The following is a 23,480-nucleotide window of genomic DNA, read 5'->3' as shown; positions in this document are numbered from 1 at the left end:
AGCGTACGGCCCGGGCCGTTCCGCTACGTCGTCACCAGATCGGCCACCACACAGGCGATGTTGTCCGGCGCGCCCGCCGCGTACGCCAGCTCGACCAGGCGCCCGACGGCGGTCTCCGGGTCGTCCGCCCCGGCCAGCGCGGCGTGCAGCGCGCCCGGGTCGACCACCGCGGCGAGGCCGTCCGAGCAGAGCAGGTAGCGGTCACCGGGCAGCGCGGTCCGCAGCGCCAGGTCCGCCTCCACCTCGCCGCCCGCGCCCAGCGCCCGGGCCAGCAGCGCCCGCTGCGGGTGCGCCCCGGCCTCGGCCGGCGTGAGCCGCCCCTGGTCGACGAGCGTCTGCACGTACGTGTGGTCCTGGGTGAGCCGGGACAGCTCGCCGCCCCGCAGCAGGTAGGCCCGGGTGTCCCCGACGTGCACCAGCGCGAGCCGGGTGCCCCGCCGGACGATCGCGGTGAGCGTGCTGGCCGGCCGGTCCGCGTCGGTGGCCTGCGCGCGTACCGCCCGGTCGGCCCGGCTCACCGCGTCGCCCAGCGCGGCGAGCAGGTCGCCCGCCGGCGCGTCGGCCGCCGCCAACGGCCGCAGCGCGTCCACCGCCGCCGCGCTGGCGGTCGACCCGCCCGGACCGCGTACGCCGTCGGCGACCGCGAGCAGCGTGTCGCTGGCGTACGCGATGTCCTCGTTGGAGTCGCGGACCGTGCCGGTCTCGCAGCGCGCCGCGTACCGGAAGGTGTGTTCGGACATGGTGGTGCCCCTCTCGGTGAGCTGGTCGACGAGGAGTGCGACGGCCCGGCCACGGGCCACGGTGTCCGCGCTGACCCGCCGCCACCAGGCGTCCAGCGCCTCGGCGGCGGCCGGCGGCGGCAGCGCGCAGACGGCCCGGATCTCGGCCAACGGCATGCCGGCCCGGCGCAGCGCGGCGATCAGCCGCGCCCGGTCGAGCTGCTCCGGCGCGTAGTAGCGGTAACCGGAGTGCGGATCCACGGCGGCCGGCGGCAGCAGCCCGCAGTCGTCGTAGACGCGCAGCGCCTTGGCGGTCAGTCCGGCCGCGCGGGCGAACGCCCCGATGGTCAGCAGCCGCACGTCGCTCTCCTCCTCGCGCCGGCCCGGGTGGGCCGGCCCGGACCACGTTGCGGCTTGCCGCAGGGGACGGGTCAAGAGGGCGCGGCGACCCTGTCGGCCATCGCGCTCGTGCCGCGCCGCGAGCCGCATCCGCTGACGCTCAGCCCTGGTTGAGTTTGGCCAGCATCCGGCCCAGGTGCGGCTCGACCGTGCCGGCCGGCGCGTCGCCCACCTCGGCCGGCGTCCACCAGCGGACGCCCCGGAACTCGACCGGGTCGGGGGTGAACCGCTGCTCGCGGTGGGCGTCCAACACGTACCAGAGGCTGACGTCGGTGTGCCGCTGCGCAGGCGGGCCGACCGTCTCGGTGACGGTGAGGAACGCCGGTCGCTCGCCGAACGGCGGTGCGAAGACCGCTGGTACGCCCAGCTCCTCCCGCAGCTCGCGGCGCACGGTGTGCACGGGGTGCTCGCCCGGCTCGACGTGGCCGCCGCTGGGCAGCCACCTGCCGGCGTTGCGGTGGTCGACCAGCAGCACCGCGCCGTCGGACGGGTCGCGGAGCAGGAAGTAGGCGACCAGGTGCGGCGACGGGGTGCGCGGCTTGACCCGGCGGAAGATGTCCTCCGTGCCGGCCAGCCAGACCAACGCCGCCGCCCGGTGCCGGGCCTCCAGCTCGTCACCCGGCGTCAGCGCCTCGACCAGGGCCCGGATCTCGTCGCGCATCCCGCGATGCTGCCATCCGGGTACGACGGGCGCCGGCGACTAGCCTGGCCCGGTGCCGGAACTCGAACGACTCGCCACCCATCACGCCTACGTGCTGTACCGGTTCGAGCGGGAGAACCGGGCCTACTTCGCGCGCTACGTGCCCGACCGCGGCGACGACTACTTCGACCTGTTCGCCGACCGGCTCGCCGCCCTGCTGGACGAGCAGGACCGCGGCATCTGCCACTTCCACGTGCTGGTCGACGACGACGGTTTCGTGCTCGGGCGGTTCAACCTGGTCGACGTGGCCGACGGCAGCGCCGAGCTGGGCTACCGGGTGGCCGAACGCGCCGCCGGACGCGGCCTCGCGCAGTACGGCGTGCGGCGGGTCAGCGAACTGGCCCGCGACGGGTACGGGCTGCGCCGGCTGGTCGCCGACGCGACGCTGGCGAACCCGGCGTCGCTGGCGGTGCTCCGGCGGACCGGGTTCGTGGAGGCCGGTGCGGTGGACCTGGGTGGGGAGCCGGGGCTGCGGCACGTCCTCGACCTGCACCCGACTCCGGAGCAGCGCCCTCAGGCCGGCGGTACGCGCCCGGGGGATCAGCGGTGAGCGAGGTGTCGGTCGACATCCCGTCGCCCCTGAGCGGCTGCCTCGCCCACTGCGAGGTCGAGTGCGTCCGCCCGTGCTGGCCGAGGTGGAAGCGGGATTGGCGCGCGGGAACCGGTCCTGAGAACGCGATCCGGCCCCACGGCGGGCAGATCGCCTGTCGTCACGACTGTGCCGGAAACAGCTTCCAGTGCCCCTCGGTGACGACCTCGACGCTGCCGTCGATCACCGTGATGGCTGTTGAATCGTCGATCGCGTATGCCGGACCCGACATGCCGGCGGCCCACTTCTCGGCCTCGGCCATGGTGTTCTCCGGCAGGTTCGGGTGATCCAGGTGCGGGAAGATCGAGAAGTCGACCACGCCCAACGCCTCGTCGGTCCCGCCGGGCGGGGTCCACGCGACGAATTCGGCCCCGACCCGGGGGGCCATCACCATGCTGCCGGCGCTCGCCCCCACCCAGACCGCATCCAGCGACGGCAGCAGTTCCGCCAACCCGGACTGCCGCATCCAGTGGCTCAGATACAGCGCGTCCCCGCCGCCCACCAGCAGGGCGTCCGCCTCCCGGACCCAGGGCACCCAGCGATCTTCCCCGACGCTGGGCAACGCGGTCAGCTCCAGCACCCCCAACGACTTCCACCCCAACTCGCACATCGGTATGACGGATTGACCGGTGATGAAGCGCCACGCCCCGGCGGGACCGCCCATGGCGTATCCGGCGGTCGGAATGCAGAGGGCGTTGGCGTCGGCAATCGGTTTGCCCAGGAGGTCGACCAGCTCGTCCTGAATGCTGGCGTTCTTGATGCCCGCGGACGTGAGAAGGAGCTTCAAGATCATCCCCCGATGGATCTTCGTCAGTCTCCGGAGAATAGTCCCCTGACCGCGAGTTCGGCGTCCGTCGGCCGCCGCAACGTCGAAGGCCCCGGCGGGACTGTCGTCCTCACCAGGGCCTCGATCGTGGAGCGGGTGACGGGAATCGAACCCGCACTGTCAGCTTGGGAAGCTGATGTTCTGCCATTGAACTACACCCGCGAGCGGCACCACTGTACCTGAGGTCACCACCCCCGTGCACCCAGGTACCCCCGCCCCGCGAGGGCCAGCCAAGTTGATCAAGGATGTTGCACGCCGGCAACATATGGTCGTTCTCAAATCCCTCGATGGGATGTAACGTCTGCCACACGTTTCCGACTCGGCGTGACACACCCCCTGGCACGCCGTCAGAAAGAGGTGGGCCCATGGGACTCCGTCCCAACCTGCTGACCCGGCGTACCGCCGGTGTCGCGACGTCGACCCTCGCGCTGCTGCTCAGCACCGCCGCCGTCGGCGTCGTCCCCGCTGCTTCGGCCTTCTCGGCCGCCCCGGCCGGCGTGTGCGCCGAGCCGGCCGACGCCCACGCCCGTGTCGCCAAGGGTGGCCACGCCAAGCTCGACCCGAACCACCTGACCGCCAAGCAGGTTCGCGACCGTGAGGCCGACCTCGCCGCCGCGCAGCGCGAGCGGGCCAACTTCCGGACCGGCGCCGTCGCCCCGCTGGCGACCGTGACCATCCCGGTCGTCGTGCACGTCATCCAGGAGAACAGCACCCGCGCCGGCGGCAACATCCCGGACTCGCTGATCACCCAGCAGATCAGCGTGCTCAACCAGGCGTACGCGGGCTCGACCGGTGGCGCGGCCACCGCGTTCAGCTTCCAGCTCACGAAGATCAACCGGGTGACCAACACGTCGTGGTACCCGATCGTGCAGGGCTCCTCGGCGGAGCGGTCGATGAAGACCTCGCTGCGCACTGGCGGCAAGAACACGCTGAACATGTACCTCGGTGAGCTCAGCGACGGCCTGCTGGGCTGGGCGACCTTCCCGAAGCGGACGCTGGACAAGATGGACGGCGTGGTCGTGCTCAACGAGTCGCTGCCCGGCGGCTCGGCGACCAACTACAACCAGGGCGACACCGGCACCCACGAGATCGGCCACTGGCTGAACCTCTACCACACCTTCCAGGGCGGCTGCTCGGGCTCGGGTGACAGCGTCTCCGACACCCCGGCCGAGGCCTCCCCGGCGTACGAGTGCCCCACCGGTCGGGACACCTGCTCCACGACCGGCAAGGACCCGATCACCAACTTCATGGACTACACCTACGACTCCTGCATGTACCAGTTCACCGCCGGCCAGGCGAGCCGCATGCTGACCGCGTGGAACGCCTACCGCGCGGCCTGATCGCCACCGCACCACGTACCGGTGCCGGCCCCGTCTGCGGACGGGGCCGGCACCGTCGTTTTCCGGGCCCGGTCAGGCGGCCGGCCGGCGGGTGTCGAAGCCGTGCCGACCACGGCGGCCGTCCGGGACGAGCACGTCACGTCGGGCCGCGGCCGGGGATGGTGACGCCGGGGTGGCGGACACGGGTGCGACCTCCCCCGGGTCCAGCCAGAGCCGCATCTCCGGGCGGCCGGCACCGATCTGGGTGACCGGGTCACGGCGGGTCAGCATCGCCACGTCGACGGAGAACTCGAACAGGCGCCAGTCACCCTGCGGCGCCGCCCGGCCGATCCGGGTCAGCCGGTCCACCGTCACCGGATCGGTCACCGGAACGGCGCGACCAGCCAGGTAGGCCTCGTCGTCGCTCTCCTCCGGCGGGAAGGAGTGCAACGCGTAACGGCCGTCGCGTTCGAGGTCGCGGCGCTTCGGCGAGTCGATGACGAAGCACCAGAGACCGTCGTCGGTGATCAGCGGCGAGACCGGGTGCACCCGTGGGCCGCCGTCGGCGCGGACCGTGGCGAGGTAGCCGAAGCCCGGCCCGTACTGCTGCATCAGAAGGCGGATCTCGGCCGCGAGTCGGGGCTCGTCGGCGGCGAATTCGGACCAGGAAGCCATGCCGACAGTCTATCGAACACGTGTACGAAGAAGTAGTCCGACACGCTGGTCACCACCGTCTGTCGCTAGAGTGTTCCGATGCTGCTCTCCGACCGCGACCTGGTCTCCGAGATCAAGGCGGGCACGCTCGCGCTGGAGCCCTTCGAGCCCACGCTGGTGCAGCCGTCCAGCATCGACGTACGCCTGGACCGGCTGTTCCGGGTCTTCAACAACCATCTCTACACCCACATCGACCCGTCGGTGCAGCAGGACGACCTGACGTCGATGGTGGAGGTTCCCGAGGGGCAGCCGTTCGTGCTGCACCCGGGCGAGTTCGTGCTCGCCTCCACGCTGGAGGTGATCTCACTGGGCGAGGAGCTGGCGGGCCGGCTGGAGGGCAAGTCGTCGCTGGGGCGGCTCGGTCTGCTCACCCACTCCACGGCCGGCTTCATCGACCCGGGCTTCTCCGGCCACGTCACGCTGGAGCTGTCCAACGTGGCGAATCTGCCGATCACGCTCTGGCCGGGCATGAAGATCGGCCAGCTCTGCATCTTCCGGCTCTCGTCGCCGGCCGAGCACCCGTACGGCTCGGCCGTCTACGGCTCGCGCTACCAGGGTCAGCGCGGCCCGACGCCGAGCCGGTCCTGGCAGAGCTGGCGCACCTGGCCGACCCGCTGACGCCGAGCGTGGTTGTTAAGAGGGGCCCCCTGTTATGCGGAATGCGTTAACCGGGGGCCCCTCCTTACACCTCAGCCGGGGCGGCCGTAGCTGTTGATGTCGCCGTCGTCGACGCGCTTCATGGTGATGGGCTTGCCGGACTGGGAGGCGTGCACCACCCAGCCGTCCCCGACGTACATGCCCACGTGGTGCAGGTCGCCGTAGTAGAAGACCAGGTCACCGGCGCGCAGCTCGGCGCGGCTGACCCGCTTCGTCACGTCGTGCTGCTGGCGGGCGTTGTGCGGCAGCGAGACCCCGGCCTTCGCCCAGGCGGCCATGGTCAGGCCCGAGCAGTCGAAGTGGTCCGGGCCGGCCGCGCCCCACACGTAGATCTTGCCGATCTGGGCGCAGGCGAACTTGACCGCCACCCCGGCCGCGCCGCCCGGGTATCCGGCGGGACAGGGGGCCGGGCGCAGCGGGCCGCCGCCACCGTTGCCGTACACCTTGAGCCGCAGCTTCTGGAGCTTGGCGATCTCGGCGTCGATCTGCTTCTTCTTCGCCGCGAGCTGGGCCTCGGTGCGGCTCAGGTCGGCGACCATCGCGTCCAGCGGCTTCTTCTTCGCGGCCAGCTCGTCGCGCAACGCGGCGATGTCGCGGACCTGCTCCTGCTGGTGGTGCGCGAAGCGGTCGAGCATTTCCAGGCCGGCGACCAGCTCACTCGGCGAACGGCTGCCCAGCAGCGCGTTGACGGTGGAGAGGTTGTCGCCCTTGTACGCGTCGGCGGCGAGCCCGCCGACCTGGCCGAGCGCGGCGTCCACCCGGGCCTGGAGCGGGGCGATCTGCTTGCCGAGCGCGTCGGCCTGCTTGCGGCGCACCGCGAGCTGCCCGCGGACGGCGTTGACCTGTTCGATGACGGGTTCGAGCTTGTTCCAGTCGCGGTCGATCTGGGCCTCGATCTCGGCGACCGAGGGTTCCGCGTGCGCCGCCGTCGCGCCACCGGTCAGGACGACCGCGGCGCCGACCAGGGCGGCGAGTGTGGTGGTGAAGCGGGACCAGCGGAAACGCGGCACGGCGGCGGACCGGTCGACCGACCGGCTCGACGTCGGCCGCGGGGCATGGTGGGCCACCGGGCGTCCGTACTCCTTCTGCCTGACCGCCTACCGGGTTAGCTGACGGGTTCGGGCGGGAAGGGAAGCGCCCTACCGCAGTGGCTGCGGATTCACCCCAGGTACCTGGGTCCCCGGTTCGCCCGTGGGCGACTCGGCGGTGTCGTGCCGTCACCGACCGGGTTGGACGGTGAAACATGCGGCCGACGATTTGACCAGAGTAAGGATTCCCGTTATCGATCCGCAACCCGAACGGCCGTGACACTCCGTACCGGATGCGCCACCCGAACGCGAATGAAGATTTCTTTCATGTCGGATTACTGCCCGGAAAGGTATTGACCCTTGTGGGTGGGCGGAGTGAGGGTGGAACGCAGTGACCCCCATCCCTGTCCAGGAGGTTCGATGCACCTCTCAGCCCCGCCGTCGAGCAGACGGATCCTGCTCGCCGCCGCCGTGGCGACGGCCACCGCGCTGGCCACCACCGGCCCGGTGAGCGCCGCGCCGCAGGCCAGCCGGCCCACCGGCGACCGCCAGCAGCAGTACGCTGCCGCGGCGGCCGAGTACGGCGTACCGCAGAACGTGCTGCTCGGTGTCTCCTACCTGGAGTCGAGGTGGGACACCCACCCGGGCCAGCCCAGCACCAGCGGCGGCTACGGCCCGATGCACCTGACCGACGCCACGCACGTCCTGGCCACGCCGGGCAGCGCGCACGTCGACGAGGACGAGGACCCGCGCGGCGACGACGCCCGCCCGCTCCGGCTCGACCCGGCCACCGCCGCCGCGCCGACCCGGGAGACGCCGCTGCCGGCCGCCTCGCTCCAGACGCTCGACGCCGCCGCCACGCTCACCGGGCTGGACGCGCAGACGCTGCGCACCGACCCGGCGGCGAACATCCGCGGTGGCGCGGCGCTGCTGGCGTCGTACCAGAAGGCACTGGGTGGGCCGGTCGGCGCCGGCAGCGACGTCGCGGCCTGGTACGGCGCGGTGGCCCGCTACTCCGGCGCGGACACGTCCGACGCGGCGGCGGCCTTCGCCGACGAGGTCTACGACCAGCTCGGCCAGGGCGCGGCCCGGACCACCGACGACGGGCAGCGGGTCACGCTGGCCGCCACCACCGCCGCCGAGCCGGACCGGTCCGGGCTGGCCCGGCTCGGACTGCGCCACGCCGCGCGGCCGGACGGGCTGGAGTGCCCGGTGCGGCTGGCCTGCGAGTGGATTCCCGCCCCCTACGAGCAGCTCAGCGCCGACCCGGGCGACTACGGCAACCACGACCTGGGCGACCGGCCGAAGCAGCAGAAAATCGAATACATCGTCATCCACGACACCGAGGGCTACTTCGCCCCCAGCGTCGACCTGGTGAAGCGTGCCGACTACCTGGGCTGGCACTACACGCTGCGGTCGGTGGACGGCTACGTCGCCCAGCACATCAAGGCCAAGGACGTCGGCTGGCACGCCGGCAACTGGTACGTCAACGCCAAGTCCATCGGCCTGGAGCACGAGGGCTTCGCCGGCCAGGGCACCTGGTACACCGAGGCGATGTACCGCAGCTCGGCCAAGCTGGTCCGGTACCTGGCGCAGAAGTTCGGCATCCCGATGGACCGGCAGCACATCATCGGCCACGACAACGTGCCCGGCATCACCGCCGCGAACGTGCGGGGCATGCACTGGGACCCGGGCCCCTACTGGGACTGGTCGCACTACTTCGACCTGATGAAGGCCCCGTTCCGGACCACCGGCACGTCGCGTACCGGGCTGGTCACCATCGACCCGGACTTCGCCACCAACCGCCCCGCGTTCGTCGGCTGCAACCAGCAGCCGCCGGGCGTCCCGACGCCCACCCCGCCGGCCGCGCCCTGCCCGTCGCGCGGCTCCTCGGCGGTGGTGCTGCGGACCGCGCCGAGCACGGACGCCCCGCTGGTCAACGACCTCGGGCTGCGCCCGGACGGCACGCCGGACACGATGTACATCTCCGACCACGGCGCCCGCGCCTCCGCCGGACAGACGTACGCGGTGGCCGGCCGCCAGGGCGACTGGACCGCGATCTGGTACCTCGGCCAGAAGGCGTGGTTCCACAACCCGGCCGCCGCGCCCACCGCGAAGTGGGCCACCGGCTTCGTGGTGACGCCGCGTCCCGGCAAGGCCACCATCCCGGTGTACGGCCGCGCCTACCCGGAGCAGGCCGCCTACCCGGAGACCATCCCGTACCAGGCCATCTCCCCGCTCCAGTACACGTTCGCGGCCGGCCAGCGGTACGCGGTCGGCGGTGTGCTGCCGGGCGAGTACTACCGGGCGGTCTCCTACGACGGCTCCGCCCCCGGTGACCGCACCGTGGTCCGTGGCGAGAACCGCTACGTGCAGGTCCAGTTCGGCCACCGGATCATGTTCGTGAACCTCGACGACGTGCTGATCCTGCCGTCGCCGCTCGGCGCGCCGCGCTGACGGCCCACCAGACGGAGGAAGGCCCCCGGTCCGGTGGAGGACCGGGGGCCTTCGCCGTGACGCGGGTCAGTACGGTCGGCGGTAGCCCGCGACCGGCATGTACTGCACCTTGGCCACCTGGACCGGTTTGCCGGTCCGTGGCGCGTGCACCATCAGGCCGTTGCCCAGGTAGAGCCCGACATGGTGCAGGTCGCTGAAGAAGAAGACCAGGTCACCGGGGCGGGCCTCGCTCGCCGAGATCTTCCGGCCCTCGTTCCACTGCGCGCCGGTGAAGTGGGTCAGCGAGATGCCCGCCGCCTTGTACGCGTACTGCGTGAGGCCGGAGCAGTCGAACGAGTTCGGGCCGGTGGCGCCCCACACGTACGGGTCGCCGACCTGGGCGCACGCCGTCTTGATGGCGGTCCGTGCGGCGCTGCTCACCACCCCGTCGATCGAGGGGCAGCCCTCCGGGCGGATCGAGGTCACCGGCAGCATCCCGGTCAGCCGCTTGATCTCGGAGTCGATCTGCTTCTTCTTCGCCGCCAGGTCGTTCTTCCGCTTGAGCTCGGTGGCGATCAACGCGTCCAGCTTCTGCTTCTGCGCGTTGTACTTGTCGCGGGCCGCGAGCACACCGGCGATCTGCCGGCGCTGGTCGTCGGCGATCCGGTCCAGCATGACGAGCTGCTCGGCCAGCGTCCCCGGCTTGGTGCTCACCAGCAGCGCGCCCATCTCCTGGGACGGGCCGCGCATGTAGTAGCGGGAGGCGATGTCGCCGACCTTGTTCATCGCCAGCGTCGAGGCCAGCTCCAGCGGGACCATCTTCTTCTTCAGCTCGACCGACTTCTTCTGGTCGGCCTTGAGCTGGGCGCTGACCTTGTTGTACTGCTCGATCGTGGGTTCGAGCTGCTCCCACTGCTTGTCGATCTGCGCGTCGATGTCGTCCACCGAGGGCGCCGCGTGCGCCGGGGCCGCCAGCATCCCGGCGCCGACCGCGACGGCCGCGACCAGGGTGAGGAGACGGCGTACCACCCGGTGGACCCCGGCCGGCCGGCCGGGGGAAGCGCTCGGGACGTGACGTTGAGGGGGCATGGTTGCCACCGGCACGGACTCCTTTGCAACCGACCGGCGGGCGCCTCGCGAGAGGGAAGATCGAGGCGGACGACCCACGGCGGTCGGTGCATCACATTAGGGAAGGCACCGGGGTGGAATCAAGGCGGCCGCCTGTTCAATCACGCGTCCGCAATCGCTTGCACACCAAGGGTATTCATTCACGTGCCGACAATGGCCGTCAATACGTCGTCGAGCGTCACCACACCGAGGGGCCGACGACCGTCGCTGACCAGCACCATGTGCCGGCGCTCGCGACGCATCGCCAGCAGCAGATCGGCGAGCGTACGGTCCGGCGGCACCACCGCCAGCGGCCGGTAGACCTCGGCCGGCACCGGGGCCCGTCGGCTCGCGCCGGCGTACCCGAGCACGTCCTTGACGTGGACGAAGCCGAGCACCCGGCGGGTGGCCCGCTGCACCACCGGGAACCGGGACCGGCCGGTGCGGGTCGCCAGCACCTCCAGCGAGGCCGGTGAGACGTCCTCCGCCACCGTGGTCACCGTCGACCACGGCTGCAACGCGTCCGCGGCGGTACGGCTGTGCAGGGCGAGCGCACCGGTGATCCGGGCATGCTCCTCGGCGTCCAGCAACCCCTCGGTGCGGGCCTGGGAGACCAGCCCGGCCAACTCCTCGGCGGTGAACACGGTCTTCACCGCGTCCGTCGCCTCCACCCGCCACCACCGCAGCACCTGCCGGGCCGACCACTTCATCGCCAGCAGCAGCGGCTTCGTGGCCAGGCAGAACGCGAGCATGGCCGGGCCGAGCCAGAGCGCCGACGGCTCCGGGCCGGCCAGCGTGATGTTCTTCGGCACCATCTCGCCGACCACGGTGTGCAGGAACACCACCACGGCCAGCGCGATCACGAACGCCACCGGGTGCACCGCCGAGTCGGGCAGCCCGACCGCGGTGAAGGGCACCTCCAGCAGGTGCGCCAACGCCGGCTCGGCGATCGCGCCCAGGCCGAGCGAACAGACCGTGATGCCGAGCTGCGCACCGGCGATCATCAGCGGGATCTGGTTCATCGCGGACAGCGCCCAGCGGGCCCGCTTCGACGTCGCCGTGAGCGGTTCGAGCACGGTACGGCGGGACGCGATCAGCGCGAACTCGCTGCCCACGAAGAAGGCGTTGCCGAGCAGCAACACCAGGGCCACCAGCAGCTCAGGCACCGTCGTCGGGCTCCTCGGGACGCAGCACGCGGACCTGCTCGATCCGGTGCCGGTCCACCTCCACCACGGTGAACTCGTAGCCCGCCTCGTCGACCGTCTCGCAGGCGACCGGGATGTGCCCGAGGCGGGCCATCAGGAACCCGCCCAACGTCTCGTACGGCCCCTCGGGCAGCCGGAAACCGGTCTGCTCGACCAGCTCGTCGGCGCGCAGCAGGCCGTCGACCAGGACGGTCCGTTCCCCGCCCGGCACGGTCAGCTCCGCCGGCCCGAGGTCGTCCACCGCGGCCGGGTCGAACTCGTCGGCGATCTCCCCGACCAGCTCCTCGACCAGGTCCTCCACCGTCACCACGCCGTCCGTGCCGCCGTACTCGTCGACCACGATGGCCAGGTCCGCGCCGGCGTCCTTCAGCGCGGCCAGCACGCCGTCCAGGTCCAGGCTCTCCGGCACGTACACCGGTTCCCGGGCGACCGAGGCGACGGTGGTGGCGGACCGCCGGGCCAGCGGCACCCCGAGCGCGTCGGGCACCCCGACGACACCGGTCACCAGGTCGAGCGTCTCCTCGTAGACCGGGAACCGGGTGCGGCCGGTCCGCCGGGACAGATCGAGCAGCTCGGCGACGGAGGCGGTGGCGCGCAACGCGATCACGTCCACCCGGGGGGTCATCGCCTCGGCGGCCCGCTTGTCGCCGAACCGGATGGTGCGTCGCAGCAGCATCGCGGTGTCCGGTGGCAGCGCGCCGGCCCGCGCCGAGATCGCGGCCAGCAGCCCCAGCTCCTCCGGTGAGCGGGCGCTGGCCAGCTCCTCCTGCGGCTCCACGCCGAGCCGGCGGACCAACCGGTTGGCGGAGTCGTTGAGCAGCCGGATCAGCCAGCCGAAGGTGCGGGAGAAGGCGCGCATCGGCGCGGCGGTGGCCAGCGCCGCCGGCATCGGCCGGGCCAGCGCGAGGTTCTTCGGCACCAGCTCACCGAAGAGCATCGAGAGCAGCGTGGCCAGCGCCAGGGCGAGCAGCCCGGAGAGGTGGTCCGCCCCGCCGAACGGGCGCAGCACCGGCGCGACGAGCCGGGCCAGGGCGGGCTCGGCCAGGTAGCCGGTGAGCAGCGCGGTGATGGTGATGCCGAGCTGCGCGCCGGAGAGCTGGAAGGACAGGTCGCGCAGCGCACGGCGGACCGTGGCGGCCCGGGCGTCCCCCTCGCCGGCCCGCCTGTCGATCTCCGCCCGGTCCACCGTGACCAGGGCGAACTCGGCCGCGACGAAGAAGGCGTTGCCCGCGGTCAGCAGCACGAAGCCGACCAGGGGCAACAGCGTCAGAACCAAAAGGCCGTCGATGGGCGTGATTGTGGCATGCGGGCGCCGATGGCGCGCCACCCGTAGCGTGGCGGATATGGACGGTCTGCTGCTCACCGATGAACTGGTCCTGCTCGCCTACGACGACGCCGGCGCGAACCGGCTCGGCCGTCCGCACCTGGACTACGGCCTCGCCGGCGCGGTGCTGCTGGAGTTGGCGCTGGCCCGCCGGGTGGAGGTCGCGGACAAGCGACTGGTGGTGACCGATCCCACCCCGACCGGCGTGCCACTGCTCGACGAGGCGCTGGCCACCGTCGGGGACGGGCGGCCCCGCAAGCCGAAGGACTGGATCGGCAAGCTGGCCAAGGGGCTGCCGGACCGGGTGCTCGACGGGCTGGTCGACGCCGGGGTGCTGCGTCGGGAGTCCGACCGGGTGCTGTTGGTCTTTCCGCGTACCCGCTATCCCTCGCCGACCGGCGCGGAGCCGGCGGCGGAGACCGCGGCCCGGCACCGGATGAGGGACGCGCTGGTCGGCGACGGCCCGGTCGACGCGCGGACCGCGGCGCTGCTCACCCTGACCGGCGCGGTCGGTCTGGACCGCAAGCTCTTCCGCGAGCTGCCGAAGGAGCGGGTCAAGGCCCGGCTGAGCGAGATCGCCGCCGGTGACTGGGCCTCCGCCGCGACGAAGAAGGCGATCGAGGAGATGCAGGCGGCGGTGATGATCGCGACCACCACCACGGCCGCCATCGCGGTCACCACAGCGAGCTGAGACGACGGCGGCGGCACCGTCCGGGTGCCGCCGCCGTCGTGGTCCGGCTCGTGCCGGGGGTACGCCTCAGCCGGCCGCCGGCGCGGTCTCCTTCTCGCCGGCCGGCGCCTCCGGCTTGACCGAGCGCAGCAGCACGCTCGCCACGTCGACCACCTCGACGTCCTCGCCGGCGCCCTTGCCGTTCACCCCGTCGTTGAGCATCGTCGAGCAGAACGGGCAGCCGACCGCGATGGTCTTCGCGCCGGTGGACATGGCTTCCTCGACCCGGTCCACGTTGATCCGCTTGCCGATCTTCTCCTCCATCCACATCCGGGCGCCGCCGGCGCCGCAGCAGAAGGAGCGCTCACTGTTGCGCGGCATCTCGGTCAGCTCGCCCTGCATCGAGTCGCCGAGCACCTCGCGGGGCGCGGCGAAGATCCGGTTGTGCCGGCCCAGGTAGCAGGGGTCGTGGTAGGTGACGCCCCCGTCGACCGGCTGCACCGGCGTGAGCTTGCCGGCGCTGACCAGGTGGGCCAGCAACTGGGTGTGGTGCACCACCTCGAACTCGCCGCCGAGCTGGCCGTACTCGTTGCCCAGCGTGTTGAAGCAGTGCGGGCAGGTGGCGACGATCTTCCGCCTGCTCTTCTCCCGGCCGTCGAACGCCTCGTTCAGCGTCTCCACGTTCTGCTGGGCGAGCATTTGGAACACGAACTCGTTGCCGATCCGGCGGGCCGGGTCACCGGAGCAGGTCTCGCCCTCGCCGAGGATGGCGAAGCTCACGCCGGCCTCGTTGAGCAGCGTGGCGACCGCGCGGGTGGTCTTCTTGGCCCGGTCCTCGAACGCGCCGGCGCAGCCGACCCAGAAGAGGTACTCGAAGTCCTCGACCTCGCCGACCCGGGGCACCTCGAAGTCCAGCCCCTTGGTCCAGTCCTCGCGGGTGTTCTGCGGCGCGCCCCACGGGTTGCCCTTGTTCTCCAGGTTGCGCAGCATCACGCCGGCCTCGGACGGGAAGCTCGACTCGATCAACACCTGGTAGCGGCGCATGTCGACGATGTGGTCGACGTGCTCGATGTCCACCGGGCACTGCTCGACGCAGGCGCCACAGGTGGTGCAGGACCAGAGCACGTCCGGGTCGATGACGCCGCCTTCCTCGGCGGTGCCGATCAGCGGCCGGTCGGCCTCGGCCAGGGCCAGCACGTCCATGTGGGCGAGCTGCGCCTCGGTGGCCTTCTCCTCGCCGGTCAGGTCCTTACCGCCGCCGGCCAGCAGGTAGGGCGCCTTGGCGTACGCGTGGTCGCGCAGGCTCAGCACCAGCAGCTTCGGCGACAGCGGCTTGCCGGTGTTCCAGGCCGGGCACTGCGACTGGCAGCGACCGCACTCGGTGCAGGTGCTGAAGTCGAGCAGGCCCTTCCAGGTGAACTGCTCGACCTGGGCGACGCCGAACTGGTCCTTCTCCGGGTCGGCCTCCTCGAAGTCGAGCGGCTTGCCCTCGCTCGTCATCGGCCGCAGCGGGCCCAGGCCGGAGCCGGCCGCCTTCTGCGGGTCGCGCTTGAAGAAGATGTTGGGGAAGGCCAGGAAGCGGTGCCAGGCGACACCCATGGTGACGTTCAGCGAGATCACGATGAGCCAGGTCATCGAGATGACGATCTTGATGAGGGCGGCCACGCTGACGCCGGCCGCCCAGTCGGGGAGCACCGAACCGACCGCGTGGCTGAGCGGGGTGGCCCAGACCGGGTACTCGAAGTGGTCTGTGGCGACCTTGAAACCCCGGATGAGGAAGCCGAAGATCAGGACCAGCAGCACGACCCACTCGACGAAGTAGCCCTGCCACATCGTCGAGCCGGTGAAGCGGGAACGGTTCTCCGGCCGGTTGGGCCGGTTGCGCAGCCGGATCGCCATCAGCACCAGGATGCCGACCAGGCCGAGGATGCCGATCCACTCGGTGACCAGCCCGAAGACGGTCCAGTGCCCGACGATCGGCAGCCCGCCGCCGGTCGAGACCACCTCGAAGTAGGCCTCCAGCACCAGCAGCGACAGCACGATGAAGCCGACCATCACGAACCAGTGGGCGGCCCCGACCACGCTCCACTTGAGCATGCGGGTGTGGCCGGCGGTCTCCACCAGCATCTTGGTGGTGCGCGCGCCCTTGTCGGCGAACCGCTCGGGCGCGGGCTGCCCGAGCCGGATGACGGCCGTCATCTTCATGACCGCGCGTACCGCAAGCCACACCGCCACGGCGGTGATGGCGGCCGCGAGGATCGTGGTGACGATCTGGACGCTGCCCATCGAGTTGGCCTCCCGGTCTGCTGCTTGTCAGTGCAGCCTACGCGGAAGGTTACTCAGCAGTAACGTGAATCTTCTCGCATCGGCCACGCCGCCCTGCGGACACCTTAGGTGGGCCGGAGCCCAGGCGCCGGGCAGGGGCGGCGTGGCGTGACGTGCGCGAGGTGAAAACCGGCCGGTCAGCGCCAGCGGGAGAGCAGGATCAGCGAGGAGACCATCGCGCCGAAGCCCACCGCGAGGTTCCAGTAACCCCACGAGGCGACCGGATACGCCTGCTCGGAAAGGTAGTAGACCACCAGCCAGGCGATGCCCACCACGATCAGCGCGACGGCGGTGAACGGCAGCCAGATCGGGCTAGGCTTGCGCGTCGACGCCGTCGCCGTCGGACGGACGTCCGTCGGCGGGGTGTACACCTTCTTCTTGCGGACCTGAGACTTGGGCACGACGCTCTCCAGAGGGGGGTACGACCTCGTCCGGCCTGACAACCGGGCGCGGGGGCGACGGTCCATGGCCAATAATGTGTCGACAGCTAGCGTAGTCCCGACGGACCGTCCAGGCCACGAATGGGGTCGGGCCGGTGCACGGAGTTACCGAAAAGAGCGGACTTTTCGGGTCGAGCAGGTCGGTTCGCATCGGCGCGGGCCGGAACGAGACGACGGGAAAGGGAACGCCCGGTGGAGTACACGTCCGGCGCCGCCTCCTGGCAGAAGGTCCTTCGCCGCGCGGTCGCCGGTCTGCTGCCCCGGCGGGCACGCCAGCGCCGCCCCGGCTGGTCGATCGGCGTGCCGCTGATCGCCGCCGCGGCCGGGCTGCTGTTCACCACCACCGCGACCACGGCCGGCGGCACCCCGCTGCGCGAGGACCGGCGCCCCCAGCTCACCCAGCTCATCGAGGACCGCCGCGAGCAGGTCGCGGCCAGCGAGGCGAAGGCCGCGCGGCTGCGCGACGAGGTCGAGGAGCAGACCGAGGCGCTGGCCGGCACCGACGGGCCGGTGAAGACGCAGCGGGACCGGGCCGCCGCGATCCGGCAGGCGGCCGGGTTCACCGCGCTCACCGGCACCGGCATCACGATCGAGCTGAACGACGCCGACTGGGGCCCCGGCCAGCCGCTGCCCAAGGGCGCCAGCAACGACGACCTGGTCGTGCACCAGGGCGACGTGCAGGCGGTGGTGAACGCGCTGTGGGCCGGAGGCGCGGAGGCCATGTCAATCATGAACGTCCGCGTGCTCAGCACCAGCGCGGTACGCTGCGTCGGTAACACCCTGCTGCTGCACGGCCGGGTTTACTCCCCTCCTTTCAAGATCGTGGCCATCGGCGACCCCGCCCAGTTCCAGCGGGCGCTCGCCGCGTCTGAGGGAGTCCGGGTGTTCAAGGAAGTGGCCGACCACTACCAACTCGGCTACAGCGAGCAGACCTCCACCGTGACGGTGCCGGCGTTCGAGGACTCCACCGCGCTGCAATCGGCGACGGTGCCCCGGTGACCGGCGACGAACCCCGGGAACGCGACGATCGCCGTCGCAGCGGGTCGGAGGAGCCGACCGCGTTCCTCCGGAAGGTCGAGCGTCCGGCGCCCGCCCCGGCCCGGGTCGACCTGCCGTGGCCGGACGACGGCCCGGCCCACTCCGCCCCGGCACGGCGCGGCCCCACCGCCCGCCCGGTCACCCCGCCGGCCGCCCGCCCCGCCGACCCACCGCCGGCCTGGCCGGGCAATCCGGCCCGCCCGCCCGCCTGGCCGGGCAATCCGGCCTCCCCGCCGCCGGCCGCCTCGCGCACCGAGGCGTACCCGCCGTCCCGCCGACCCGGCCGGCCCGCCGCCGGCCCCGAGGGGCGGTCGCCGGAGGTCCGCAACGGGCTCGGCACCCCACCGCCCAGCGGCCCGCCCGCCGGCCGAACCGCGGAGACGCCCGGCGTCGACAGCCGGCGGTACGCCGGTCCGACGGCTCCCACCGACCCCCGACGGTTCGACCCGCCGGGTCGGGGACCGCACTCCCGCCCGCCCGCCGAGGCCCCCCACGACCGCCGCGCCGGCCTGGACCCCTCCGACGCCCCGACCGGCCGTCCCGGCGGGATGCCCGGTGCGGGCGGGATGTCCGGTGCCGGCGGAGGGCCCGGTGTCGGCGTGCGACCGGCCGCGCCGGGTGACGGGCCGACCGACTTCATCCCGCCGGTGGCCGGCCGGCCCGAGCGGCACTCCACCGCAGCCCGGCAGCACACCGGCGCACCACAACGGCACCCCGGCGCAGCCGAGCGACACGCGAGTGGTCCCGAGCGGCACGCCGGCGCACCCGAGCGACACGCTGTCGGACCCGAGCGACACGGCGTACCCCGGTCGGGTGGCCCGACCGGGCGCGGCCCGGACCCGGCCCCGCCGGCCGACCCCGGCGCGACAGCGGTGCTGCCCGCCGTCACCCGCCGGCCGGCCGACCCCCGGTTGGACGCCACCGGCCTGATGGGCGCGGTGCCCCCGGCGCCGGACCCCGGCGGCGACGACGGCGAGCCGCCCGCCGAGCCGCCACGGCCACGGCGCGGCGAGCGGGTGGTGCAGCTCCGGCCGGAACAGACCGGCGAGGGATACCGCAGCGTCTACTCCGAGCTGACGCGGCCCACCACCGGCTCCCGGCTGCGCACGGCGGTCCGTGGCGCGGGCGAGCTGCTGATCACGTTCGGCCTGGTGGTGCTTCTCTTCGCCGGCTACGAGATCTGGGGCAAGTCGGTCATCGTCGACGCCCACCAGAACGACCTGACCGGTCAGCTCGCCCAGGAGTGGGCGGCGGACCCGACGGTCGGCCCGACCCCCGGCCCGAGCACGAAACCGAAACCGCCGGCCGAGGGCAAGCCGGTCGCCGGCCTCTACATCCCGAAGCTCGACAAGCACTGGGTGGTGGTCGAGGGCGTCACCCCGGACGACATCCGGTACGCCCCGGGCCACTACCCGGACAGCGCCATGCCCGGCGAGGTCGGCAACTTCTCCGTCGCCGGGCACCGTATCCGGTCCACGTTCTGGCGGCTGGACGAGCTGTCCCCCGGCGACGCCATCGTGGTCGAGACCAAGGGCGAGTGGCTGGTCTACCGGGTCTACCAGCAGCGCATCGTCAAGCCGTCCCAGGTCGAGGTGGTCGCGCCGGTGCCGGGCAAGCCGGGTGGCCGGGCCACCGAGAAGCTGCTCACGCTGACCACCTGCAACCCCAAGTTCGACAACTACCAGCGGCTGATCATCCACGCCCGCTTCGACCGGGCCCAGGCCAAGTCGACGGGCCGACCGGCCGAGCTGGAGGGCTGAACCGTGTACGCGTGGATCTGGCGGAAGCTGCCCCTGGGCCTGCCCGGCAAGCTGATCGGGTCGGTGCTGCTGGCCACCGCCACCGTGGCCCTGCTCTGGTTCGTGGTCTTCCCGTGGGCCGAGCCGCTGCTGCCCTTCGACGACGTGCAGGTCACGCAAAACTCCGGCGTGCCCGGCGACGCCCCCGGCGGCGGCCTCACCGACCCGACCGGGCAGCCCGAACAGGACGAGGAACTCCCCTACAGCACCGAGACGAACAACGCCCCGCCCACCGCTCCGGGCGGGTGACCCGGATGCGCGTCCTGGTGATCGACAACCACGACTCGTTCGTCTTCAACCTCGTGCAGTATCTCGGCCAGCTCGGCGCGGACTGCGAGGTCCGCCGCAACGACGAGATCGACGTCGCCGAGGTGGGACGGGTCGGGGCGGCCGGCGTCCTGTTGTCGCCCGGACCGGGCCGCCCGGACCGCGCCGGCATCTGCCTGGACGTCATCCGCGAGTACGCCGGCCGGCTCCCGATCCTCGGCGTCTGCCTCGGCCACCAGGCCATCGGCGCGGCGTTCGGCGCGACCGTGACCCGCGCGCCGGAGCTGCTGCACGGCAAGACCTCCGAGGTGCGCCACCGCGGCGACGGCGTGCTCGCCGGCCTGCCCGACCCGTTCACCGCCACCCGCTACCACTCGCTCGCCGTACTGCCCGAAACGCTCCCCGACGAGCTGGAGGTCACCGGCTGGACCGCCTCCGGCGTGGTGATGGCGATGCGGCACCGCACGCTGCCGATCGAGGGCGTCCAGTTCCACCCCGAGTCGGTGCTGACCGAGGGCGGTCACCTCATGCTGGCGAACTGGCTGGCCGCCTGCGGCCATCCGGAGGCGCGGGAGCGGGCCCCGGAGCTGGCCGCCGAGGTCGACGCGCGACGCCGGGCCGCGTTCGCCACCGCCTGACTCTCCGGACACCCACGTGGCGGCGCCCCCGGTGGGACACCGCCACGCCCGTGGTCAGGGCCGCCGGGGCCGCGCCCCGGGAGCACACGTCAGCGGTTGCGCGTCGGCGGGATCGACGGAATCGGGAAGCCGCCACCGCCACCGGCACCCGGGGTGCTCGGCGACGTGGTGGGGGTCGCGCTCGGCGACGGGCTCTCGGACTCCTCCGGCAGCGGCACGTCGACCGCAATGGTCACGGTCTCGCCCTTGGCCAGCTTCTTGCCGGGGGACGGGGACTGGCTGCTCACCTTGCCCGCCTGGGCCGGATCGACCTCTTTGCCGTCCCGGACCTCGACGTCGTAGCCGGCGTCCTTCAACCGCGCCTTCGCCTGGTCCTCGGTGTAGCCACGAACGTCCGGCACCTCGTTCAGGTTGCCCTTGGACACTTCGAGCGTCACCTTGGTGTTCGGGGGCACGGTGCTGCCCTCCTTGGGCGTCACCTTGGTGACCTGGTCCTGCGGGGCACCGCTGGTGACTTCCTTGCGCTCGACGGTCAGCCCAAGGCTCTCCAGTTGGCCCTTCACGCTGGTGTAGGTGCCACCCACCAGGCTCTGCGGGATGGTGACGTCGTCCGGGCCGGCGCAGACCTGCACCGTGACCGGCGTGTTCTTGTCCACCCGGAGGCCCGGCCCGGGGTTCTGCCCCACCACCGTGCCCTTCTTGCACTCGGCGTTCTTCACCGGCGTGCCGGGGACGAACCGCAGCCCGGCCTGGGTGAGCGCGGCCTGCGCGTCGGCCTGGGTCCGGTCGCCCAACTGCGGGACGGAGACCTTCTCGTTGCCGGCCTGGTTGAGCCAGAGCGCGGTGCCCAGCGCGATCACCGCGAGCACGCCGAGCGCCGCGAACGTCGCGATGACCCAGGAGGAACTTCTGCGCTTGCGCGGATCCCCGACCCGGGCCGGCGGCTGCTGGCGGGTCTGCGGGCCCATCATCTGGGTCTGCTGCGCCGCCTGGTAGCCGCCCGCGGCGGCCGCCATCGGCATGGTCTCCTCGGCCGGCATCACCGGGGTGGCCAGCACCGGCCGGCCGGCCGCGGCGCGGAGCAGGTCCGCCCGCATCTCACCGGCGCTCTGGTAGCGGTTGAGCGGGTTCTTGGAGAGCGCCTTGAGCACGATGGCGTCGACCGCGGGGTTGACGTCCGGGTTGATCGTGCTCGGCGTCGGCGGCTGCTCGCGGACGTGCTGGTAGGCGACGCTGACCGGGCTGTCCCCGACGAACGGCGGGTGCCCGCAGAGCAGCTCGAACAGCACGCAGCCGGCCGCGTAGACGTCGGAGCGGGCGTCGACCGCCTCGCCGCGCGCCTGCTCCGGGGAAAGATACTGTGCGGTGCCGATGACCGCGCTGGTCTGCGTCATCGTGGTGGCGCCGCTGGCCAGCGCGCGGGCGATGCCGAAGTCCATCACCTTGACCTGGCCGGTCTGGGTGAGCATCACGTTGCCGGGCTTGATGTCCCGGTGGATGATGCCGTGCCGGTGGCTGAACTCCAGCGCGGCGCACATGTCGGCGCAGATCTCCAGCGCCCGGCGCGGCTGGAGCCGCCCCTCGACGCCGAGGACCTCCTTCAGGGTCCGCCCGTTGACGAACTCCATCACGATGAACGGCAGTGTCTCGCCGGTCGGGGCGGTCTCCTCGCCGGTGTCGTAGACGGCCACGATGGCCGGGTGGTTGAGCGAGGCGGCGTTCTGCGCCTCCCGGCGGAACCGCATCTGGAACGTCGCGTCGCGGGCCAGGTCGGCACGAAGCATCTTGATCGCGACGTCCCGCCCGAGCCGGAGATCGCGACCGCGGTGCACCTCCGCCATGCCGCCGTAGCCCAGCAGCTCGCCGACCTGGTACCTGCCACCGAGCAGGCGGGCCTGCGCTGTCATCGCGTCTCTCGTCCTTCGCTCGTCGTCGTACCGCCGCCGGCCGGCTGGAGGCGTACCTCACGACGGTACGACGTGCGGACCGGATAGTCGCCCCCGTACGCGCGCACCGCGCCGGAGGTCACGCTCACACTCGCCGGACCGGGGGCGGCCGAACCGTACTTCCGGTACCAGAACGAGATCACGCCCGAGCAGAGGATGACCAGCACCGCCACCAGGATCGCGGTCGTCCAGAGCCCGGACCGGGAGCGGCGGGGTGCCGGCGGCGGCGCGACGGGCGGACGAGCGTACCCCAGCGGGTTGTGCGGGGGCCGGGGTTGCGGGACGGGTGCCGCACCACGCGGACCCACCGGCGGGCGGGCCTGCGGGGCCGGGTGCGCGACCATGGTCGGGCGCGGCGCCGCCGGTGGGCGGGCCGGCGTCACCGGCGGTCGGGGCGGCGTGACCGGCGGGCGGGGCTGCGGGCGGGGCGCGGCGTTCGGCACCTGCGCCCGCGCGACCGGTGCGGCCGGCGAGGCCGGTACGCCGGAGATCGGCCGCCCGCCGCGCGCCTGCTGGGAGAGCGTCTGCTTGGCCTGCCGGGCGATCCCCGCCAACGCGGCGGCGCTGGACCAGCGGGCCGCCGGGTCCTTCGCCATGGCCCGCTCGACGATCGCCCGCACCTGCGGCGGGATGTCGGCAGGGAGCGCGCGGGGCGTGTCCCGCACGTGCTTCATGGCGATCTCGAGCGGGTTGTCGCCCTCGAACGGCCGCCGCCCGGCCAGGCACTGGTAGGCGACCACGCCGAGCGCGTACACGTCGGAGGCCGGGGTGGCGACCGCGCCGGTGGCCTGCTCGGGCGAGATGTAGGAGGCGGTGCCGAGCACCGAGCCGGCGGCGGTGAGCTGGCCGACCAGCTCCGACCGGGCGATGCCGAAGTCGGTGAGCACCAGCGTGCCGTTCGGCCGGACCAGCAGGTTGCCCGGCTTCACGTCGCGGTGCACGATGCCCTTCTCGTGCGCGGCGTGCAGCGCGTCGGCGGCCTGGGCCAGCAACGCCATGGTGCGGGCCGGGGTGAGCCGGCCGACCCGGCCGAGCGTGGCGGAGAGCGCGTCGCCCTCCACGTATTCCATGACCAGGAACGCGATGTGCTGGTCGCTGCCGAAGTCGTAGACGTCCACCACGCCGGGGTGGTTGATGGTGGCCATGGTCCGCGCCTCGCCCCGGAACCGCTCGGCGAAACCCGGCTCGTCGAGCAACGCGGGCAGCAGGCTCTTGACCGCGACCGTCCGGCCCAGCACCTGGTCGGTGCCGCGCCAGACGTCACCCATGCCACCGCTGGCGATCCGCTCGTCGAGACGGTAGCGGTTGCCGAGCTGCACCCCCGGGCTCAGCAC

Annotated in this window: 21 protein-coding genes, 1 tRNA gene and 1 riboswitch; of the genes, 9 read left to right on the top strand and 13 right to left on the bottom strand. The window is 72.4% G+C overall.

Going from position 1 to position 23,480, the window contains the following annotated elements; genetic code table 11:
• Positions 1–23: 23 nt before the first annotated feature.
• On the bottom strand, positions 24–1,079 hold the full coding sequence (locus ACLQ2W_RS02555; RefSeq protein WP_425785075.1) for a MerR family transcriptional regulator: 1,056 nt from the start codon (positions 1,077–1,079) through the stop codon (positions 24–26).
• Positions 1,080–1,218: 139 nt separating this feature from the next.
• Complete coding sequence (locus ACLQ2W_RS02550; RefSeq protein WP_425785074.1) at positions 1,219–1,779, bottom strand: NUDIX hydrolase; 561 nt, start codon at positions 1,777–1,779, stop codon at positions 1,219–1,221.
• Positions 1,780–1,831: 52 nt separating this feature from the next.
• Between ACLQ2W_RS02550 and ACLQ2W_RS02545 the strand changes: the two genes are divergently transcribed.
• Entirely contained in the window at positions 1,832–2,368 is a 537-nt protein-coding gene (locus ACLQ2W_RS02545; protein WP_425785073.1) for a GNAT family N-acetyltransferase, read from the top strand.
• 160 nt (positions 2,369–2,528) lie between these two features.
• Here the strand turns inward: ACLQ2W_RS02545 and ACLQ2W_RS02540 are convergent, their stop codons facing one another.
• Positions 2,529–3,194 carry a Type 1 glutamine amidotransferase-like domain-containing protein gene (locus ACLQ2W_RS02540; protein ID WP_425785993.1) on the bottom strand — a complete coding sequence of 222 codons (666 nt, stop codon included), beginning with the start codon at positions 3,192–3,194 and terminating at the stop codon, positions 2,529–2,531.
• Between the two features lie 127 nt (positions 3,195–3,321).
• A tRNA-Gly gene (locus ACLQ2W_RS02535) sits at positions 3,322–3,395 on the bottom strand.
• A gap of 203 nt (positions 3,396–3,598) precedes the next feature.
• On the opposite strand from ACLQ2W_RS02535, the gene ACLQ2W_RS02530 reads away from it, so the two are divergent.
• Positions 3,599–4,573 (top strand): zinc metalloprotease, encoded by a 975-nt coding sequence (locus tag ACLQ2W_RS02530; protein ID WP_425785072.1) that lies wholly within the window; start codon positions 3,599–3,601, stop codon positions 4,571–4,573.
• A gap of 72 nt (positions 4,574–4,645) precedes the next feature.
• Here the strand turns inward: ACLQ2W_RS02530 and ACLQ2W_RS02525 are convergent, their stop codons facing one another.
• Positions 4,646–5,227 (bottom strand): pyridoxamine 5'-phosphate oxidase family protein, encoded by a 582-nt coding sequence (locus ACLQ2W_RS02525; RefSeq protein ID WP_425785071.1) that lies wholly within the window; start codon positions 5,225–5,227, stop codon positions 4,646–4,648.
• Between the two features lie 78 nt (positions 5,228–5,305).
• Here ACLQ2W_RS02525 and dcd point away from each other — a divergent pair, with 78 nt between their 5' ends.
• Positions 5,306–5,884 carry a dCTP deaminase gene (gene dcd / locus ACLQ2W_RS02520; protein ID WP_278108718.1) on the top strand — a complete coding sequence of 193 codons (579 nt, stop codon included), beginning with the start codon at positions 5,306–5,308 and terminating at the stop codon, positions 5,882–5,884.
• 71 nt (positions 5,885–5,955) lie between these two features.
• Here dcd and ACLQ2W_RS02515 read toward each other — a convergent pair whose 3' ends face one another.
• A complete protein-coding gene (locus ACLQ2W_RS02515) occupies positions 5,956–6,990 on the bottom strand; it encodes an NlpC/P60 family protein (RefSeq protein ID WP_425785070.1) in 1,035 nt (344 codons plus the stop codon).
• A gap of 13 nt (positions 6,991–7,003) precedes the next feature.
• Positions 7,004–7,139, bottom strand: a riboswitch (cyclic di-AMP (ydaO/yuaA leader).
• Positions 7,140–7,371: 232 nt separating this feature from the next.
• Here ACLQ2W_RS02515 and ACLQ2W_RS02510 point away from each other — a divergent pair.
• The gene (locus ACLQ2W_RS02510; RefSeq protein ID WP_425785069.1) at positions 7,372–9,408 is read left to right on the top strand and encodes an N-acetylmuramoyl-L-alanine amidase; all 2,037 of its coding nucleotides are present in this window, start codon (positions 7,372–7,374) and stop codon (positions 9,406–9,408) included.
• 66 nt (positions 9,409–9,474) lie between these two features.
• Here the strand turns inward: ACLQ2W_RS02510 and ACLQ2W_RS02505 are convergent, their stop codons facing one another.
• From ACLQ2W_RS02505 to ACLQ2W_RS02495, 3 genes are all read right to left on the bottom strand, one after another.
• Positions 9,475–10,485, bottom strand: coding sequence for an NlpC/P60 family protein (locus ACLQ2W_RS02505; protein WP_425785068.1), 1,011 nt, complete (start codon positions 10,483–10,485; stop codon positions 9,475–9,477).
• Between the two features lie 170 nt (positions 10,486–10,655).
• A complete protein-coding gene (locus ACLQ2W_RS02500; protein WP_425785067.1) occupies positions 10,656–11,660 on the bottom strand; it encodes a hemolysin family protein in 1,005 nt (334 codons plus the stop codon).
• Positions 11,653–12,960 carry a hemolysin family protein gene (locus ACLQ2W_RS02495; protein WP_425785992.1) on the bottom strand — a complete coding sequence of 436 codons (1,308 nt, stop codon included), beginning with the start codon at positions 12,958–12,960 and terminating at the stop codon, positions 11,653–11,655. Before ACLQ2W_RS02495 ends, ACLQ2W_RS02500 begins: the two co-directional genes overlap by 8 nt.
• Before the next feature lie 82 nt (positions 12,961–13,042).
• Between ACLQ2W_RS02495 and ACLQ2W_RS02490 the strand changes: the two genes are divergently transcribed.
• On the top strand, positions 13,043–13,714 hold the full coding sequence (locus ACLQ2W_RS02490) for a GOLPH3/VPS74 family protein (RefSeq protein WP_425785066.1): 672 nt from the start codon (positions 13,043–13,045) through the stop codon (positions 13,712–13,714).
• Positions 13,715–13,780: 66 nt separating this feature from the next.
• Here ACLQ2W_RS02490 and ACLQ2W_RS02485 read toward each other — a convergent pair whose 3' ends face one another.
• Both ACLQ2W_RS02485 and ACLQ2W_RS02480 read right to left on the bottom strand, forming a co-directional pair.
• On the bottom strand, positions 13,781–15,979 hold the full coding sequence (locus tag ACLQ2W_RS02485; RefSeq protein ID WP_425785065.1) for a (Fe-S)-binding protein: 2,199 nt from the start codon (positions 15,977–15,979) through the stop codon (positions 13,781–13,783).
• 176 nt (positions 15,980–16,155) lie between these two features.
• Positions 16,156–16,419 (bottom strand): cell division protein CrgA, encoded by a 264-nt coding sequence (locus tag ACLQ2W_RS02480; RefSeq protein ID WP_405091845.1) that lies wholly within the window; start codon positions 16,417–16,419, stop codon positions 16,156–16,158.
• Between the two features lie 231 nt (positions 16,420–16,650).
• Between ACLQ2W_RS02480 and ACLQ2W_RS02475 the strand changes: the two genes are divergently transcribed.
• Genes ACLQ2W_RS02475 through ACLQ2W_RS02460 form a run of 4 tightly spaced genes read left to right on the top strand, consistent with a single transcriptional unit; the run spans position 16,651 to position 20,200 of the window.
• Complete coding sequence (locus ACLQ2W_RS02475) at positions 16,651–17,457, top strand: DUF881 domain-containing protein (protein ID WP_405091844.1); 807 nt, start codon at positions 16,651–16,653, stop codon at positions 17,455–17,457.
• Positions 17,454–19,256 carry a class E sortase gene (locus tag ACLQ2W_RS02470; RefSeq protein WP_425785064.1) on the top strand — a complete coding sequence of 601 codons (1,803 nt, stop codon included), beginning with the start codon at positions 17,454–17,456 and terminating at the stop codon, positions 19,254–19,256. The genes ACLQ2W_RS02475 and ACLQ2W_RS02470 overlap by 4 nt, the downstream gene beginning before the upstream one ends.
• A 3-nt stretch (positions 19,257–19,259) precedes the next feature.
• Positions 19,260–19,544 (top strand): hypothetical protein, encoded by a 285-nt coding sequence (locus ACLQ2W_RS02465; RefSeq protein WP_425785063.1) that lies wholly within the window; start codon positions 19,260–19,262, stop codon positions 19,542–19,544.
• 5 nt (positions 19,545–19,549) lie between these two features.
• Positions 19,550–20,200 (top strand): aminodeoxychorismate/anthranilate synthase component II, encoded by a 651-nt coding sequence (locus ACLQ2W_RS02460; RefSeq protein ID WP_425785062.1) that lies wholly within the window; start codon positions 19,550–19,552, stop codon positions 20,198–20,200.
• An 89-nt stretch (positions 20,201–20,289) separates the two neighbouring features.
• Here the strand turns inward: ACLQ2W_RS02460 and pknB are convergent, their stop codons facing one another.
• The gene (gene pknB, locus ACLQ2W_RS02455; RefSeq protein ID WP_425785061.1) at positions 20,290–22,107 is read right to left on the bottom strand and encodes a Stk1 family PASTA domain-containing Ser/Thr kinase; all 1,818 of its coding nucleotides are present in this window, start codon (positions 22,105–22,107) and stop codon (positions 20,290–20,292) included.
• A complete protein-coding gene (locus tag ACLQ2W_RS02450; RefSeq protein ID WP_405091839.1) occupies positions 22,104–23,480 on the bottom strand; it encodes a serine/threonine-protein kinase in 1,377 nt (458 codons plus the stop codon). The genes pknB and ACLQ2W_RS02450 overlap by 4 nt, the downstream gene beginning before the upstream one ends.

Origin of the sequence: Micromonospora sp. DT227 (assembly GCF_049841835.1) — a bacterium.
In the GTDB taxonomy this organism is placed as follows: Bacteria; Actinomycetota; Actinomycetes; order Mycobacteriales; family Micromonosporaceae; genus Micromonospora.
Note: the sequence above shows the minus strand (reverse complement) of the source record. Positions and strands in the feature narration are given on the sequence as shown.